Source organism: Streptomyces sp. NPDC004610 (assembly GCF_040609715.1).
Classification (GTDB): Bacteria; Actinomycetota; Actinomycetes; order Streptomycetales; family Streptomycetaceae; genus Streptomyces.
In genome coordinates this window covers 193019-208795 of sequence record NZ_JBEXLA010000004.1, presented here as the reverse complement: position 1 = coordinate 208795, position 15777 = coordinate 193019, and the positions used below count along the sequence as shown (strand labels likewise).

Here is a 15777-nt window from a genome sequence, read left to right as displayed (position 1 = left end):
CCCCGACCCTGCTCCCCGCTCCCCCTCCCCGAGAGGAACGACATGCGCAGCAAGCTCGTCCTGCACGCCGTCGACTCGCACACCGAGGGCATGCCGACCCGGGTGATCACCGGCGGCATCGGCATCGTCCCCGGCGCGACCATGAACGAGCGGCGGCTGTACTTCCGTGAGCACCGCGACGACCTCAAGCAGTTGCTGATGAACGAGCCGCGCGGGCACTCCGCGATGAGCGGCGCGATCCTCCAGCCGCCGACCCGCCCCGACTGCGACTGGGGGGTGATCTACATCGAGGTCTCCGGCTATCTGCCGATGTGCGGGCACGGCACGATCGGCGTGGCGACCGTCCTGGTGGAGACGGGAATGGTGGAGGTCACCGAGCCGATCACCACCATCCGGCTGGACACCCCGGCGGGGCTCGTCGTCGCCGAGGTGGCCGTCGAGGGCGGCCGGGCGCGGAATGTGACGCTGCGCAATGTGCCGTCGTTCGCGGTCGCCCTGGATCTCAAGGCGACCCTCGCCGACGGGCGGACGGTGACCTACGACCTGGCCTACGGCGGCAACTTCTACGCGATCCTGCCGCTGGCCGAGTTCGGGCTGCCGTTCGACCGGGCCCGCAAGGACGACATCCTGGCGGCAGGGCTGTCCCTGATGGACGCCGTCAACGGCGGGCCGGAGCGACCGGTGCACCCCGAGGACCCGTCGATCCACGGGGTCCACCACGTCCAGCTTCTCGCCCCCGGCTCCGACGCCCGGCACTCCCGGCACGCGATGGCCATCCACCCGGGCTGGTTCGACCGCTCCCCCTGCGGCACCGGCACCAGCGCCCGGATGGCGCAGCTGCACGCGCGCGGGGAGCTGGCGCCGCACACCGAGTTCGTCAACGAGTCGTTCATCGGGACCCGGTTCACCGGGCGGCTGCTCGGCACCACCGAGGTCGCCGGCCGCCCGGCGGTACTGCCGAACTTCACCGGCCGGGCCTGGATCACGGGGACGGCCCAGTATCTGCTGGACCCGGACGACCCGTTCCCGTCCGGGTTCGTACTCTGAACGGTCTGAACGGTCTGAACCACCAGATCGACCCGAACCGCCAGATCGGCCCGACCAATCCGAACAGCACGACCGGGACATCCGGGATGTCTTCGAGGAGCGCCACCCCATGACCCCGCAGCCGCCCCCACCTCCGCCTCCGCCCCCTCCCCTGCCCGCCCTCGGCGCTACCCGGGCGGCCAGTTACCGCGAGCGGGTCGCCGACGCGCTGCGGTCCGCGCTGATCGCCGGTGAGCTGCGGGCCGGTGAGGTGTACTCGGCGCCCGCGCTGTCCACCCGTTTCGGGGTGTCGGCGACGCCCGTGCGCGAGGCGCTGCTCGATCTCGCAAAGGAGGGCCTGCTCGAACCCGTCCCGAACAAGGGCTTCCGGGTGACGGCGGTGTCGGAGCGGCAGCTCGACGAGTACACCCGGATCCGCGCGCTGATCGAGATCCCGACGACGGCCGAGCTGGCGGCCGGGGCCGACCCGGCGGAGCTGGAGGCGCTGCGCCCGGTGGCCCGGGAGATCGTCACCGCCGCCGCGGCCGGAGATCTGATCGCGTACGTCGGGGCCGACACCCGCTTCCACCTGGGCCTGCTGGCGCTGGCGGGCAACGCCCATCTGGTGGAGGTGGTCCGGGACCTGCGGGGCCGGGCCCGGCTGTACGGGCTGACGAGGCTGGCCGCGCAGGGCCGCCTGGAGGCGTCCGCCGAGGAGCACCTGGAACTGCTGGACGCGCTCCTCGCCCGCGACGAAACCGCCGTTCGGGCGATCATGACCCGGCACCTGGGGCACGTACGGGGCATATGGGCGGACCCGGCGCACGGCTGCTGACCCAGCCGAAACCGGGCCACGGCGAACCACCCGGAGAGAAGCCGCGGGGAACCACCCGGAGGGAAGCCGCGGGGAACCCATGGAGGGAAGCCGCAGGGAACCCCCGGAGAGAAGCCGCAAGGAACCCCCGGAGGGAAACCGCAGGAAAGCCCCCGAAGGCAAGCCCCTGGAAATCTCCCGGAGGGAATACGCCCCCGCCCCCCACGCGCTCCCCCAGCGGGGCCCGCACCGCACTCATGGAGGAACCAGCACGATGACCACGACCGCCGCCGGAGACAACCAGCACAACGCCCAGAGCACCCAGAACGCCCAGGCCGCTCAGAACGCCCCGCACTCCCCGGGCTCCCCGGAGATCCCGGGCTCCCCCGCCTACCGCATCGAGCACGACTCGATGGGCGAGATCCAGGTCCCCACGGACGCGAAGTGGCGGGCGCAGACCCAGCGCGCCGTCGAGAACTTCCCGATCTCCGGGCAGCGCATCGAGCGGGCGCACATCGAGGCGCTGGCCCGGATCAAGGGGGCCGCGGCCAAGGTGAACGCGCGGCTGGGGGTGCTGGACAAGGACATCGCGGAGGCGATCCAGGAGGCGGCCGGTGAGGTCGCCGAGGGGCGCTGGGACGCGCATTTCCCGATCGATGTGTTCCAGACCGGCTCGGGCACCTCGTCCAATATGAACACCAACGAGGTGATCGCCACCCTCGCCACCGAGCGGCTGGGCCGGGCCGTCCACCCCAACGACCACGTCAACGCGTCGCAGTCGTCCAACGATGTCTTCCCGTCCTCGATCCACATCGCCGCGACGGCGGCCGTCACCCGTGATCTGATCCCGGCGCTGGAGCATCTGGCCGCCGCGCTGGAGCGCAAGGCGGCGGAGTTCGCGGATGTGGTGAAGTCGGGCCGGACCCATCTCATGGACGCCACGCCGGTCACCCTCGGGCAGGAGTTCGGCGGCTACGCCGCCCAGGTCCGCTACGGCGCCGAGCGGCTCACCGCCTCCCTGCCGCGCCTCGCGGAGCTGCCGCTGGGCGGTACGGCGGTCGGTACCGGCATCAACACCCCGCCCGGCTTCTCGGCGGCGGTGATCGAGGAGGTCGCGCGGGCCACCGGGCTGCCGCTGACCGAGGCCCGCGACCACTTCGAGGCGCAGGGCGCCCGGGACGGCATCGTGGAGACCAGCGGGCAGCTGCGCACGATCGCGGTCGGGCTGACGAAGATCTCCAACGATCTGCGCTGGATGGCGTCCGGCCCGCGCACCGGCCTCGCCGAGATCGCGCTGCCCGACCTCCAGCCCGGCTCGTCGATCATGCCGGGCAAGGTCAACCCGGTGATCCCGGAGGCCGTGCTGATGGTGTCGGCGCAGGTCATCGGCAACGACCTCACGGTCACCACGGCGGGCGCGGCCGGCAACTTCGAGCTGAATGTGATGCTCCCGGTGATCGCCAGGAACGTCCTGGAATCGATCCGGCTGCTGGCCAACGCCTCCCGGCTGCTGGCCGACCGCACGGTCGACGGCATCACCGCGAACCGCGAGCGGGCCCGCGAGTACGCCGAGTCGTCCCCGTCGGTGGTCACCCCGCTGAACAAGTACCTCGGCTACGAGGAGGCCGCCAAGGTCGCCAAGAAGGCCCTCGCCGAGCGGAAGACCATCCGCCAGGTGGTGCTGGAGGGCGGCTATGTGGAGCGCGGCGACCTCACCGAACGGCAGCTCGACGAGGCGCTGGACGTGCTGCGCATGACCCGTCCCTGACCCGGGGACGGCCCGCGCGTCCGGCCGTAGGGTGAACCGTGACCGGGACCGCAGCGTCCTATGCCGTCGGCACCTACTATCTGCCCATGGCGGACGACGACGAGCAACCGGTGGCGGACCCGACGGCGACAGCGGCGGCGCCCGGCGGTACCGCGTACTGGCCGCCGGGCAGCCGGATCCTGTGGCGGTACCGGGAGAACGGCGGGCCGGGCATCCACATCGCCCGGCCGGTCACCGTGGTGCGCGACGACGCCGAGCTGCTGGCCGTATGGCTGGCGCCGGGCACGGACTGCGTCAAGCCGGTGCTGGCCGACGGCACCCCGGTCCACCGGGAGCCGCTGGACTCCCGCTACACCAAGCCGCGCGCGATACGGCGGGACCGCTGGTTCGGCACGGGGGTGCTGAAGCTCGCCCGGCCGGGCGAGGCCTGGTCGGTGTGGCTGTTCTGGGGGCCCGGGTGGCAGTTCAAGAACTGGTACGTCAACCTGGAGGAGCCGCTGTCCCGTTGGGAGGGCGGAGTGGACTCCGAGGATCATTTTCTGGACATCTCCGTGGACCCGGACCGGTCCTGGCGGTGGCACGACGAGGACGAGTTCGCGCAGGCCCGGCGGGACGGTCTGGTGGACGCGGCGCTGGCCGGGCGGGTGCGGGCGGCGGGCCTGGCCGCGATCGAGGTGATCACGGCCTGGGGTCCTCCGTTCGCCGATGGCTGGCAGCACTGGCGCCCGGACCCGTCCTGGGGGGTACCGTCATTGCCGGACGACTGGGACCGTACGCCCGCGCATGTGTCCTCATGAGACCCTTGATGCGCCCCCGGGCAAGAAACGTAGGATCGTCCTCCGCCAGGAAGCTTGCGCGACAACTGCCGGAGCGTGCACGGAGTCTGACCAGATGTCACCGAGGGGCGGCAGGACGTGAGCGAGCGGGACGAGGGCACGGGGCGTGCGGGCCGCGAGCGGTCGGCCACCAGCACAGGAACAGCCGCTGACCACCCGGATTTTCCGTTCCTGGGACACGTATTCCGGGTATCGGGACTTCTGCGGGACGAACACGCGCGGCGCGCATGCCCCCGGCGAGCGCGGCGCACGGCCCCCGACGGACGGATGCGACACGCGTGACGGAGAACCCCACCTCCTATGAACGCCCTCAGCCGGGCGTCGACCCCGTGGACCCCCGCGGGGCGCTTCTGCACACCCCGACACCACCGCCCGGCGATCCCGCGCGTCCGGTGCCGGCCGCGGAGAGCGCGCCGGGCCTGCCGGCGGTGCCCCAGAGCGGGGCGGACGCCGAGCACTCCCAGCCGTCCGCCGACGAACCGCTGGTGGCGCCCCCGGCCCGGGAGAAGCCCGGCGACGGCGACCATCCGGCCGAGGACGGCGATCCCCGGCGGCGCCCGCCACAGGACGGCATCCCGGTCCAGCCGGACGCGGGCCGCACGGCGGCCCCGGAGCGGCGCAGCGGTCAGGGCGGTTCCCTGCCGGGCGGCAAGCCGACCCCGATGCGGCGCGACGGCGACCGGCTGCGGTTCGTGGGCGCGGCCACCCGGCGGATCGCCCGCGGTATGGACCTGGACGAGATCGTGATGGGTCTGTGCCGGGCGACCGTGCCGACGTTCGCGGACGCGATCCTGGTCTATCTGCGCGATCCGCTGCCGGTGGGCGACGAGCGGCCGACCGGTCCGGTGGTGCTGCGGCTGCGGCGCACCGACCGGATCCCGGAGGAGCGGGACACCGAGGGCGGTTTCCTGCCCGCCCAGACGCCGGAGCCCAGCGAGCTGTCCGCGGTCACCGCCGAACTGTGCGAGGTCCGGCCGGGCGGCGCGCTCGCCGAGGTGCTGCGCGGGGTACGGCCGGTGTTCGCCGACGCGCCCGCGGCCCGCGCCGCGCTGCCCGAGCTGCTCGGCGACGACGCCGAACTCGTCGTCCCCGCAGGTCAGCGGGCGATTCTGGCGCCGCTCAGGGGCCGTCGCCGGGTGATCGGGGCGGCGGTGTTCCTGCGCCGCCCGGAGCGCCTGGCGTTCGAGCCGGACGATCTGCTGGTCGCCGCGCAGCTCGCCACCCACAGCGCGCTGGGCATCGACAAGGCGGTGCTGTACGGCCGTGAGGCGTACATCGCGGACGAGCTCCAGCGCACGATGCTCCCGGAGACCCTGCCCCGCCCCACCGGCGTCCGGCTGGCCTCCCGCTATCTCCCGGCGGCGGAGACCGCCCGGGTCGGCGGCGACTGGTACGACGCGATCCCGCTGCCCGGCAGCCGGGTCGCCCTGGTCGTCGGGGATGTCATGGGCCACTCCATGACCTCGGCGGCGATCATGGGCCAGCTGCGGACGACCGCGCAGACCCTCGCGGGGCTGGATCTGCCGCCGCAGGAGGTGCTGCACCATCTGGACGAGCAGGCCCAGCGGCTGGGCACCGACCGGATGGCGACCTGTCTCTACGCCGTCTACGACCCGGTGTCGCACCGGATCACCATCGCGAACGCCGGGCACCCGCCGCCCGTACTGCTGCACCTCGGTGGCCGGGCGGAGGTGCTGCGGGTGCCCGCGGGCGCCCCGATCGGGGTCGGCGGGGTGGACTTCGAGGCGGTCGAGCTGGACGCGCCCGCCGGGGGCACGCTGCTGCTCTACACCGACGGTCTGGTGGAGTCCCGGCTGCGCGATGTCTGGACCGGCATAGAGCAGCTGCGGGAGCGGCTCGCCGCGACCGCCCAGCTCACCGGCCCCGACCATCCGCCGCCCCTGGAAGCCCTGTGCGACGAGGTGCTCGACATGCTCGGGCCGGGCGACCGGGACGACGACATCGCGCTGCTCGCCGCCCGCTTCGACGGGATCGCGCCCAACGACGTGGCGTACTGGTTCCTCGAACCGGAGGACGCGGCGCCCGGCAAGGCGCGCAAACTGGCCCGCCGCGCACTGGACCGCTGGGGCCTGCAAGACCTCACGGACTCGGTGGAACTGCTGGTCAGCGAGGTGGTGACCAACGCCGTACGGTACGCGTCGCGGCCGGTGACGCTACGGCTGCTGCGCACCGATGTGCTGCGCTGCGAGGTCGGCGACGATGTCCCGCAGCTGCCCCGGCTGCGGCAGGCGCGGGCCACCGACGAGGGCGGGCGCGGACTGTATCTGGTGAACCGGCTGGCCCGGCGCTGGGGCGCGACCCGGCTCAGCACCGGCAAGGTGGTGTGGTTCGAACTGAACCAGACCTAGGCTATCGCCAGTCCTGGACCGTATCCAGAAGTTGCCGATGTAGGTGGGGCGGAGTTCAGTGGATGGGGTGAGCGAGGCGACCTGACGACCTCAAGGAGGACGCTCATGACGCAGACGCCCCCACGCGTGCCGTACACGACGAACAACGCCGGGATCCCGGTGGAGAGCGACGAGCACTCGCTCACCATCGGCGACACCGGGCCGATCCTGCTCCAGGACCATTATCTGATCGAGAAGATGGCCCAGTTCAACCGGGAGCGGGTCCCCGAGCGGGTGGTCCACGCGAAGGGTTCGGGCGCGTACGGCACCTTCCAGGTGACCAATGACGTCCGTCAGTTCACCAAGGCGGATCTCTTCCAGCCCGGCCGCAGCACCGAGATGCTGGCCCGCTTCTCCACCGTCGCCGGTGAGCAGGGCTCCCCCGACACCTGGCGCGACCCCCGCGGCTTCGCGCTGAAGTTCTACACCGACCACGGCAACTACGACCTGGTCGGCAACAACACCCCGGTGTTCTTCGTCCGCGACCCGCAGAAGTTCCAGGACTTCATCCGCTCCCAGAAGCGGCGTCCGGACAGCGGACTGCGCGACAACGACATGCAGTGGGACTTCTGGACCCTGTCCCCCGAGTCCGCGCACATGGTGACCTGGCTGATGGGCGACCGGGGCATCCCGCGGACCTACCGGAACATGAACGGCTACTCCTCGCACACCTATCTCTGGGTCAACGGGGGCGGCGAGCGGTTCTGGATCAAGTACCACCTCAAGACCGACCAGGGCATCGAGTTCCTCACCCAGGCCGACGCCGACCGGCTCGCCGGGGAGGACGCCGATGTGCACCGCCGGGATCTGTTCGACGCGATCGACCGCGGCGAGCATCCGTCCTGGACGATGTATGTGCAGGTCATGCCGTTCGAGGACGCGGCGGACTACCGGTTCAACCCGTTCGACCTCACCAAGGTGTGGCCGCACGGCGACTATCCGCTGATCGAGGTCGGCCGGATGACCCTGAACCACAACCCGGAGGACTACTTCGTCCATATCGAGCAGGCCGCGTTCGAGCCGTCGAATCTGGTGCCGGGGATCGGGCCGTCACCGGACAAGATGCTGCTGGGCCGGCTCTTCTCCTACCCCGACACCCACCGCTACCGCATCGGGCCCAACTACGCCCAGCTCCCGCCGAACCGCGCCCACTCCGATGTCCGCTCCTACGCCAAGGACGGGCCGATGCGCTACGAGCCGGCCCGCACGGGGGCGCCGTACGCGCCGAACTCGTACGGCGGACCGGCCGCCGATGTCGACCGGTTCGGGGACATCGCCGGGTGGTACGCGGCCGGGGAGATGGTGCGGGAGGCGTACGCGCTGCACCGGGAGGACGACGATTTCGGGCAGGCCGGGACGATGGTGCGGGAGGTGCTGGACGGGGCGGCTCGGGAGCGGCTCGCGTCCAATGTCACCGGGCATCTGCGGAACGGGGTGTCGGCGGCGGTGCTGGAGCGGGCGCTTCAGTACTGGCGGAATGTGGACAAGGGGTTGGGGGATCGGATCGCGGGTGAGTTCAACGGTGGGTAGTGGGTGATGTTCGGTGGTGGGGCGCGGCACAGTCCCGCGCCCCTTGGGGCATCTGGGTCGCCCGGTGACTACAAGGGACTGTTCCAGTTCCAGGTGCGGAGTTTCTGTGCCGTCACCGGGACGCGGGGGTCGTCCGGGCCCACCGCGAGGTAGAAGAGGGACTCGTCAGGGTGTTTGTCGTGGCCGCCCCAGGCCAGGACGCCGTCGCAGTCGGTGAGGATCGACTCGATGGTGGTGAGCTGGTTCGGGAAGTAGCCGCCCTTCGTGCCGGAGGGGTAGTGGCCGGGGCGGATCTGGACGGCCGTGCCCGATGCCTGGTTGGACTCGGGCAGGCCCTTGCGGACCGTGGACGGGCTGCGCCAGCCGGTGAGGTCGTCGGGGCGCAGTTCGTCGATCTCGTAGTGGAAGCGGCGGACGGCGTGGACGAGGATCGTCTCGGCGTCGCCCATCCGGACCTGGACCCCGCGGACGGGGGTGCCGGGGACGGGTCTGGTGTAGATGTGGCCGTGGTCGTCGGCGGTGCGTTCCATCTCCCAGCCGTTGGTGGACGGAGTGCCGGTCAGTTGGCGCCTGTTGCGTTCCTGGGCGGCGCGGACGGCCGCGCGGAGCTTGTCGGGGTCGGTGGCCGCGGCGGCGGGGGACGACAGGAGCGGGGAGCCGAGTGCCACACCGGCGGCCACGAGGGCCGTGCGCCGCAGCACCCCGCGGCGGGACAGTTCACTGGTCACGGGACGATGTCCTTCTGTGATGAGCGAGGGCGATACCGGTCAGGGCCAGCGAGCAGAGGGCCAGCGCGGCCAGGGCCGGATTGAGGTAGGAGGGGATGACGGCCTCGACGATCTGTCCGTCGCCGGTCCGGCATCCGAAGCGCAGCGGGAGGAAGGCCGGGTCGTAGCCGGTGAGCCGGTCGCCGACCGCGTCGTTGCACGCCTGGGCCTGGCCGTGGTCGTCGGTGAGGAGCAGATGGAGCAGGCCCCAGACGTAGAGCGCGGCGGTGGCGGACCAGGACAGCAGTGCGGCGCCGGTGCGGGGCGAGGACGCCCGCAGGCGCCGGACGCCCTGGACCACGAGGATCAGGACGGCCGTGCCGGTGGCCAGGAGCAGGATCAGCAGCAGCGCGCCGTTGTGACCGGCGTAGGGCTCGTCTCCCGACATGAGGGGCTCCCCTGCTAGTAGTTCCGGGAGATGGAGTTGTACTTCTCCATGACGTAGTAGAGGCCCATCCGCTTCTTGGCCTCGGTGAACGCGGGCTCGCCCGGTCCCTGGTAGCGGCGCAGGACCTCGTAGATCTCGGTGTCCGTGTAGTCGAGGCCGGGGGCGCGCAGGGCCGGGGAGTCGTCGTCGCCGCCGGGCTTGCCGTCGATGTCCCAGCGGTGGATGAGGGCGACGCTGGTGAGGGCGTACCGCTCGTTGTCGTAGGCCTGCTTCCAGGCGTTGTACTTGTCCTCGTCCACCGCGGTGTCCCGGCGGGGCTGGTCGGAGCCGTAGCCGCGGTCCAGGGCGTGGTTGTGGGCGCCGATCAGGGTGATGGCGCGCTGCTTGGCGATGCCGGTGGAGGTGTCGCGGATGTACTGGCCGGTGGTGTTGAAGGCGGTGATGACGGCGAGCCAGGCGGCCTCGTCGTCGGGGGCGATGTGCCGCATCTCCCAGTAGGCGGTGGTCTGGATGAGGGCCTTGCGCATCGAGTGGCGCTGGGAGAGTTCGGTGATCAGGTCGTCATGGGCGGTGACGGTGCGCTCGAAGCACTTCCAGTGCTGGTAGCTGCGGACGCCGCCGTCCAGGGGGAAGCCCAGGGACTCCATGTACTTGCCGACGTCGATCTGCATGGCGTTCTGGACGTCCGGGTGCAGTCGGGTGTCCGGCTTGACGGTGCGGGGCGGGTTGAAGGAGCCCTGGCCGGTGTCGCGGCCGGAGGTGATGTTGACATCGATGTTGATGGCGCCCGCGCCGGTGCCGACGGTCTTGGTGACGATCTGGTCGTAGGCCCAGTTGGCGGGCAGCGGGTAGCCGAAGTTCCCGGAGAAGCCGGAGGACATGTCGGAGACGAAGGACGCGGAGGCGTGCCCGGCGTCGGAGACGCGGGTGCAGACGTTGCGGGGGCCGTAGACGCCGACGGTGTAGCGGTTGCCGTCGTCGCGGATGGCGTCCTCGATGCCCTTGAAGTGCGGGAGAACGTTGTCAGTGACCTCGTAGTCGTAGGCGTCGAAGTCGACCGCGAAGAAGATCCGGCTGCCGGTCTTGAAGCCGTGGTCGAGGGCGGCGTTGATGGCGGCCTGTCCGGCGGCCCGGCCCAGCGGGTAGCTGAAGTCCTCGGCGCCCCGGCCGAAGGTCTGGTAGATGGGGAAGCAGCGCATGCCCTGGTCGGCGATGGTCTGGAGTTCGCCGGGCTGGATGGTCTTCTCGGGGACCTGGCCGCCGCCGGGGATGGCGTTGGTGAGATAGCGGCCGACGATGGTGATGCCCTCGGCCTTGAGGGTGGCGGCCCGGTCCGGGGTGATCCGGGTGACGCCGTCGCAGGCGGCGCCCTTGCGGGTCTGGTCGCCGTAGGAGACCAGGAGCGAGGCCCAGGTGGGGTAGTCGCCCCGGCCGGTCACCGGGAGGGCCACGAACGACTGGAAGGCGCGGACCTCGGCGGCGTGCGCCTCGGTGAAGGTGCCGGCGAAGGTGACGGGCCGGGCGTTGAGCAGCATCCCGGCGGTGAACAGCTGCACCCAGGTGCCGGACGAGCCGACCGAGAGGGTGTTGGACTTCAGGCCGGCCTGGGTGCCGGGGCCGAAGTTGCCGTTGGCGGTGCCGTCGGCCATGCCGATCGTGTACTGGACGGCGTACAGCATCGCCTGGGCGACGGTGCGGGAGTGGCGGCCGTCGCAGGCGACGATGAAGAAGTCCCGGCGCTGGATGAAGGTGCCGTTCATCCAGCGCTGCACGGCCCGGATCTGCTCGGTGCCGGTGCCGACCGTGACATACGGGTCCATGTTGAGCAGGCCCTTGAAGACCTTGGGGGTGACCATGGTGCCGGGGAAGGCGAAGTCGACGCCCATGTCGGTCTTGAGCTTCGTCACGGCGGCCTGGACGCGGGCGTCGTAGACCCCGTCGATCTCGCCGCCGTCGTAGCCCTTGCAGTACAGGCCGGACTGGACGATCCGGACGATGTTCGCGGGTGACCCGGAGCCGATGCTCGGGTGCTTGGTCTGGAGGGTGGAGAGGGTGGTGGGTCCGAAACTGTCGGACAGGGCGGCGATGCCCAGTTCGTACTGGAGGGCCCTGGTGAGGGCGTACATGACGGTCCAACTGGTCTCACCGTTCTCGGTGAGCCGGGATATCCCGAGTTTGGCACCGTTGTCATAGGTGACGTTGATGAACATCTGCGCTCTGCGCACCATCGCGTCGGCCATGGATGTGGCGCTCCTTCATGGGGTTTCATGGGGAGTTGCACACGCGACGGCCCCGCCGGTGGGCGGGGCCGGATCACGACGTGATCACCATAGGCACGGGGTGTTCGGCAGGGGAAAGGGCCGTCGTCAGAGTGGCCGAAAGTCTCCCCTGCCACCGCGATCACGGGCGAACGGGCGCCCCTTGAGAGCCCTTTGCTCCGCGACCGGCCGGGTTCGCTACTCCTGACCGGGGTTGTCGGGGTTCGCCGGTGGTTCGGTGCTGGGACCGGTCGGGGTGCCGCTGGTCGGGGTCTGCGACGGGGGCTCGGTGGTGGGCTCCTCGGTCGTCGGTTCCTCGGTCGGCTCCTCGGTGGTGGGCTCCGGGGTCGTCGGCTCCTCGGTGGGTTCCTCGGTGGTCGGTTCCGGGGTCGGCTCCTGGGTGACCGGCTCCTGGGTCTCGGTGGGCGTCCAGGACGGCTGGACGGCCGCGCCCTGGTCGGTGTCCAGGTCGAACTCGGTGACCTCGCCGGTGGCGCCGAAGGTGTACTGGGCCCAGATCAGCGCGGGGAGGCCACCGCCGTTGACGCGGCCCTTGCCGGGCAGGGTGCCGGTGGCGCCCGCCATGTTGACCTGCTCGCCGGACTCGGCGTCCTCGCCGAACAGGCCCACCGAGGTCACCAGGTCCGGGGTGTAGCCGGTGAACCAGGCCGAGCGGCCGAAGTCGGAGGTACCGGTCTTGCCGGCCACCTGCTGGCCGTCGCGCTCCGGGTTGTCCCGCACCGAGGTGCGGGCCGTGCCGTCGTCGACCACGCCGGTGAGCACCGAGGTGACGGTGTCGGCGGCCTCCCGGCTGATGACCTGACCGCCGATCGGGTCGGGCAGATCGACCACGGTGTCCTTGTGCGCGGCGGAGGCGAGGATCGCCGGGGTGACCTTCTTGCCGTGGTTGTCGAGGGTGGCGTAGATCCCGGCCATCTCCAGCGGGCTCGCGCCCATCGAGCCGAGGGTCTGCGCGGGCACCGACTCCATGCCGTCGGTGTCCATGCCGAGCAGCCCGGCGACCTCCATCACCTTCTCCATCCCGACATCCACGCCCATCTGCGCGAACACCGAGTTGACGGACCTGTTCATGGCGGTCTGCACGCTGACATCGCCGTAGTCGACATCGTCCTGGTTGGGCGGGTTGAAGCCGACCTCCTCGCCGTCGGCCAGCACCTCGCGCTCGCTGTCGCCGCCGTAGACGGTGTCCGCGGTGATCGGGTCGCCGTCCTGGGTCTCGGAGCCCTCCTCCACGGCCGCCGCCAGGATCACCGGCTTGAAGGTGGAGGCGGCCTGGTAGTCCCGCCGGGTGGCGTTGTTGCGGTAGTGCTCGACGTAGTCGGCGCCGCCGTACATCGCGACGACCTTGCCGGTCTTCGGGTCGACGGAGACCGCGCCGGGCTGGATGTCGGCGTCGACCGGGCGTTCCTCGGCGTCCAGCTTGCCGATCAGCTGGTCCTCGGCCGCCTGCTCCAGCTGCTGCTGCTTCTTCTTGTCGATGTTGAGGGTGATGTTCCAGCCGCCGCGCTTGACCATCGCGACCGCGTCGTCCTCGTTCTCCGCCGTGCCCTGGGCGACGAGCTGCCGGGCGAGTTCGTCGTTGGCCGCGTCCACCAGATAGCCGGTCTGGCCCTGGAGCCCGGGGTTGCCCTGGACGTCCTCGGGCACCGGGAACTCCATGCCCTCCCGGTCACCGGCGTCCAGCCAGCCTTCCTCGACCATGTTGTCCAGGACATAGTTCCAGCGGCCCTGCACCAGCTTCTTGCTGGTCTGCGAGGCCACCGCCCAGTCGTACTGGCTGGGCGCCTGGAGCAGCGCCGCGAGATAGGCGCCCTGCTCCACGCCGAGGTCACCGGCGTCGACCCGGTAGTACGCCTGGGCGGCGGCCTGGATGCCATAGGCGTTGCGGCCGTAGTAGCTGGTGTTGATGTACCCGGCGAGGATGTCGTCCTTGGAGGTCTCGCGGTCGACCTTGAGGGAGATCACCAGCTCCTGGAGCTTGCGGGTGACCGTCTGTTCCTGCGTCAGGTAGTAGTTCTTGACGTACTGCTGGGTGATGGTCGAGCCGCCCTGGGTGCCGTTGCCGGCCAGGGTGTTGTACAGGCCGCGGGCGGTGCCCCTGAGGTCGACGCCCGAGTCCTCGTAGAAGGTCTTGTTCTCGGCGGCGACGAAGGTGCGCTGGACGTCCTTGGGGACCTGGGCCAGATCGACGATCTCCCGGTTGGTCTCGCCCTGCCGGGTCAGGACCGAGCCGTCGCTGTACTCGTAGACATTGCTCTGCTCCTGGGCGACCGCGTTGCCCTCGGGTATGTCGATCACGAGGTAGAGCACGATGAACGCGCCGATGCCCAGCAGGCAGAAGCCGAGGAACGTACCGAGGATCTTCCGCCAGGTGAGGAACCGGCGTATACCGGTGCGGCCCTGGCCGCCGGACGGACGGCCGCCCCTCGCCGCACGGCGGCGGCCACCGCGCTGCCGCGCTCGTCTCTCTTCCGCTCGCCCCATGTGTCCGTCTGCTCCGCTTCGGTCTCGTCTGTCACATCCGTGTCATCTCGGGTCGGCTCAGAAGCTAACACCGTCGTCTGTGACGAAGTGCGCATGATCCGGCCTATTACGGACGTGACAATCCGCACGTGTCCTGACCTGGCCCACTGAAACCGACGTCCGGAGGGGGGTTGGGGTTGCGGTGTGAGGATAATCTGTTATCAGTTAGATAGAAGCCAGCTAGCGGCTCCCGCACGGGGAGTCCAGGCAGAGAAACGGGGGGCACCATGTCCACATCCGAGAGCGCGGCCGTCGCCGACGCCCCGCAGATGCCCGAGCCCAGGGTCCGGGAGTTCGCCGCGCACAGTGTCGGTGGCGGTCCGGCGCTGATATTCGGCCTGATCGGGCTGTTCGGCGGGGTGGGCATCGCGGTGTCCGCGGTCGCCGTCACATCGAGCGGCGGCAAGGCCGCGCTGATCGTCGGCGGCTGCGCGCTCTCGCTCGCCGCCTTCATCGCGATGTGCGGGCTGAACACGGTGGCGCCGGGCGAGGCCCGGGTGGTCCAGCTCTTCGGCCGCTACCGGGGCACCATCCGGCAGGACGGACTGCGCTGGGTGAACCCGCTCACCGACCGGGCGAAGATCTCCACCCGGGTCCGCAACCACGAGACCGCCGTCCTGAAGGTCAACGACGCCTACGGCAACCCGATCGAACTCGCCGCGGTCGTGGTGTGGCGGGTCGAGGACACCGCGCAGGCCACCTTCGAGGTGGACGACTACATCGAGTTCGTCTCCACCCAGACCGAGGCCGCCGTCCGCCACATCGCCATCGAGTACCCCTACGACGCCCATGAGGAGGACGGCCTCTCGCTGCGCGGCAACGCCGAGGAGATCACCGAGAAGCTGGCCGTCGAGCTGTACGCGCGGGTCGAGGCGGCCGGGGTGGAGATCATCGAGTCCCGCTTCACCCATCTCGCTTACGCCCCCGAGATCGCCTCGGCGATGCTCCAGCGGCAGCAGGCCGGCGCGGTGGTCGCGGCCCGGCGGCAGATCGTGGACGGGGCGGTCGGGATGGTCGAGGCGGCGCTGGCACGGATCACCGAGCAGGACATCGTGGAACTGGACGCCGAGCGCAAGGCGGCGATGGTGTCCAACCTGATGGTGGTGCTCTGCGGGGACCGCTCGGTCCACCCGGTCATCAACACCGGGACGCTCTACCAGTGACCGCCCCGTCCGGGGGCGCCGGCCCCGAGCGCCGGCCGCAGCGGCAGCGCAAGCAGGTGCTGCTGCGGCTGGATCCGGCGGTGTACGACGCGCTCGCCCGCTGGGCGTCCGACGAGCTGCGGTCGGCCAACGCCCAGATCGAGTTCCTGCTCCGCCGGGCACTGGCGGAGCAGGGCCGGCTGCCGGGCGACGCGGGGCCGATCCCACGGCGGGGGCGCCCGCCGGGCCCTCCGCCGGGAACCTCGGACTCCGGCAGCGAGCAGCCGCCCCCCTGA

12 protein-coding genes are annotated in these 15777 nt (G+C 70.9%); 8 read left to right on the top strand and 4 right to left on the bottom strand.

All coding sequences use genetic code 11. The annotated features are described in order from the left end of the window. The first annotated feature begins 42 nt into the window (after positions 1 to 42). From ABZX40_RS06325 to ABZX40_RS06300, 6 genes are all read left to right on the top strand, one after another. Positions 43 to 1047: a proline racemase family protein gene (locus ABZX40_RS06325; protein ID WP_355737381.1), complete on the top strand. Its 1005-nt coding sequence runs from the start codon at positions 43 to 45 to the stop codon at positions 1045 to 1047. Between the two features lie 109 nt (positions 1048 to 1156). Continuing rightward, positions 1157 to 1861, top strand: a complete 705-nt coding sequence (locus ABZX40_RS06320) for a GntR family transcriptional regulator (protein ID WP_355737384.1) — start codon at positions 1157 to 1159, stop codon at positions 1859 to 1861. A 253-nt stretch (positions 1862 to 2114) separates the two neighbouring features. Then, on the top strand, positions 2115 to 3608 hold the full coding sequence (locus ABZX40_RS06315; RefSeq protein WP_355737387.1) for a class II fumarate hydratase: 1494 nt from the start codon (positions 2115 to 2117) through the stop codon (positions 3606 to 3608). Between the two features lie 86 nt (positions 3609 to 3694). Next, a complete protein-coding gene (locus tag ABZX40_RS06310) occupies positions 3695 to 4405 on the top strand; it encodes a DUF402 domain-containing protein (protein ID WP_355737835.1) in 711 nt (236 codons plus the stop codon). Between the two features lie 317 nt (positions 4406 to 4722). Next, positions 4723 to 6813 carry a SpoIIE family protein phosphatase gene (locus ABZX40_RS06305; RefSeq protein ID WP_355737390.1) on the top strand — a complete coding sequence of 697 codons (2091 nt, stop codon included), beginning with the start codon at positions 4723 to 4725 and terminating at the stop codon, positions 6811 to 6813. A gap of 105 nt (positions 6814 to 6918) precedes the next feature. After that, entirely contained in the window at positions 6919 to 8382 is a 1464-nt protein-coding gene (locus ABZX40_RS06300; protein WP_355737393.1) for a catalase, read from the top strand. 68 nt (positions 8383 to 8450) lie between these two features. Here ABZX40_RS06300 and ABZX40_RS06295 read toward each other — a convergent pair whose 3' ends face one another. The 4 genes from ABZX40_RS06295 to ABZX40_RS06280 all read right to left on the bottom strand — a co-directional run bounded on the left by ABZX40_RS06295 (position 8451) and on the right by ABZX40_RS06280 (position 14300). Next, entirely contained in the window at positions 8451 to 9110 is a 660-nt protein-coding gene (locus ABZX40_RS06295) for a twin-arginine translocation signal domain-containing protein (protein ID WP_355737395.1), read from the bottom strand. Continuing rightward, positions 9100 to 9537, bottom strand: coding sequence for a hypothetical protein (locus ABZX40_RS06290; protein WP_355737398.1), 438 nt, complete (start codon positions 9535 to 9537; stop codon positions 9100 to 9102). Before ABZX40_RS06290 ends, ABZX40_RS06295 begins: the two co-directional genes overlap by 11 nt. Before the next feature lie 14 nt (positions 9538 to 9551). After that, positions 9552 to 11777 (bottom strand): glycoside hydrolase domain-containing protein, encoded by a 2226-nt coding sequence (locus ABZX40_RS06285; protein WP_355737401.1) that lies wholly within the window; start codon positions 11775 to 11777, stop codon positions 9552 to 9554. 216 nt (positions 11778 to 11993) lie between these two features. Further along, entirely contained in the window at positions 11994 to 14300 is a 2307-nt protein-coding gene (locus ABZX40_RS06280) for a transglycosylase domain-containing protein (RefSeq protein ID WP_355737403.1), read from the bottom strand. A gap of 266 nt (positions 14301 to 14566) precedes the next feature. Here ABZX40_RS06280 and ABZX40_RS06275 point away from each other — a divergent pair, with 266 nt between their 5' ends. Both ABZX40_RS06275 and ABZX40_RS06270 read left to right on the top strand, forming a co-directional pair. Beyond that, a complete protein-coding gene (locus tag ABZX40_RS06275) occupies positions 14567 to 15502 on the top strand; it encodes an SPFH domain-containing protein (protein WP_355737406.1) in 936 nt (311 codons plus the stop codon). Continuing rightward, on the top strand, positions 15499 to 15777 hold the full coding sequence (locus ABZX40_RS06270; protein WP_355737409.1) for a hypothetical protein: 279 nt from the start codon (positions 15499 to 15501) through the stop codon (positions 15775 to 15777). Before ABZX40_RS06275 ends, ABZX40_RS06270 begins: the two co-directional genes overlap by 4 nt.

Coding starts and splice junctions, on each gene's coding strand:
- ABZX40_RS06325 (WP_355737381.1), top strand. CDS start 43: ATGCGCAGCAAGCTCGTCCTGCACGCCGTCGACTCGCACACCGAGGGC.
- ABZX40_RS06320 (WP_355737384.1), top strand. CDS start 1,157: ATGACCCCGCAGCCGCCCCCACCTCCGCCTCCGCCCCCTCCCCTGCCC.
- ABZX40_RS06315 (WP_355737387.1), top strand. CDS start 2,115: ATGACCACGACCGCCGCCGGAGACAACCAGCACAACGCCCAGAGCACC.
- ABZX40_RS06310 (WP_355737835.1), top strand. CDS start 3,695: ATGGCGGACGACGACGAGCAACCGGTGGCGGACCCGACGGCGACAGCG.
- ABZX40_RS06300 (WP_355737393.1), top strand. CDS start 6,919: ATGACGCAGACGCCCCCACGCGTGCCGTACACGACGAACAACGCCGGG.
- ABZX40_RS06290 (WP_355737398.1), bottom strand. CDS start 9,537: ATGTCGGGAGACGAGCCCTACGCCGGTCACAACGGCGCGCTGCTGCTG.
- ABZX40_RS06285 (WP_355737401.1), bottom strand. CDS start 11,777: ATGGCCGACGCGATGGTGCGCAGAGCGCAGATGTTCATCAACGTCACC.
- ABZX40_RS06280 (WP_355737403.1), bottom strand. CDS start 14,300: ATGGGGCGAGCGGAAGAGAGACGAGCGCGGCAGCGCGGTGGCCGCCGC.
- ABZX40_RS06275 (WP_355737406.1), top strand. CDS start 14,567: ATGTCCACATCCGAGAGCGCGGCCGTCGCCGACGCCCCGCAGATGCCC.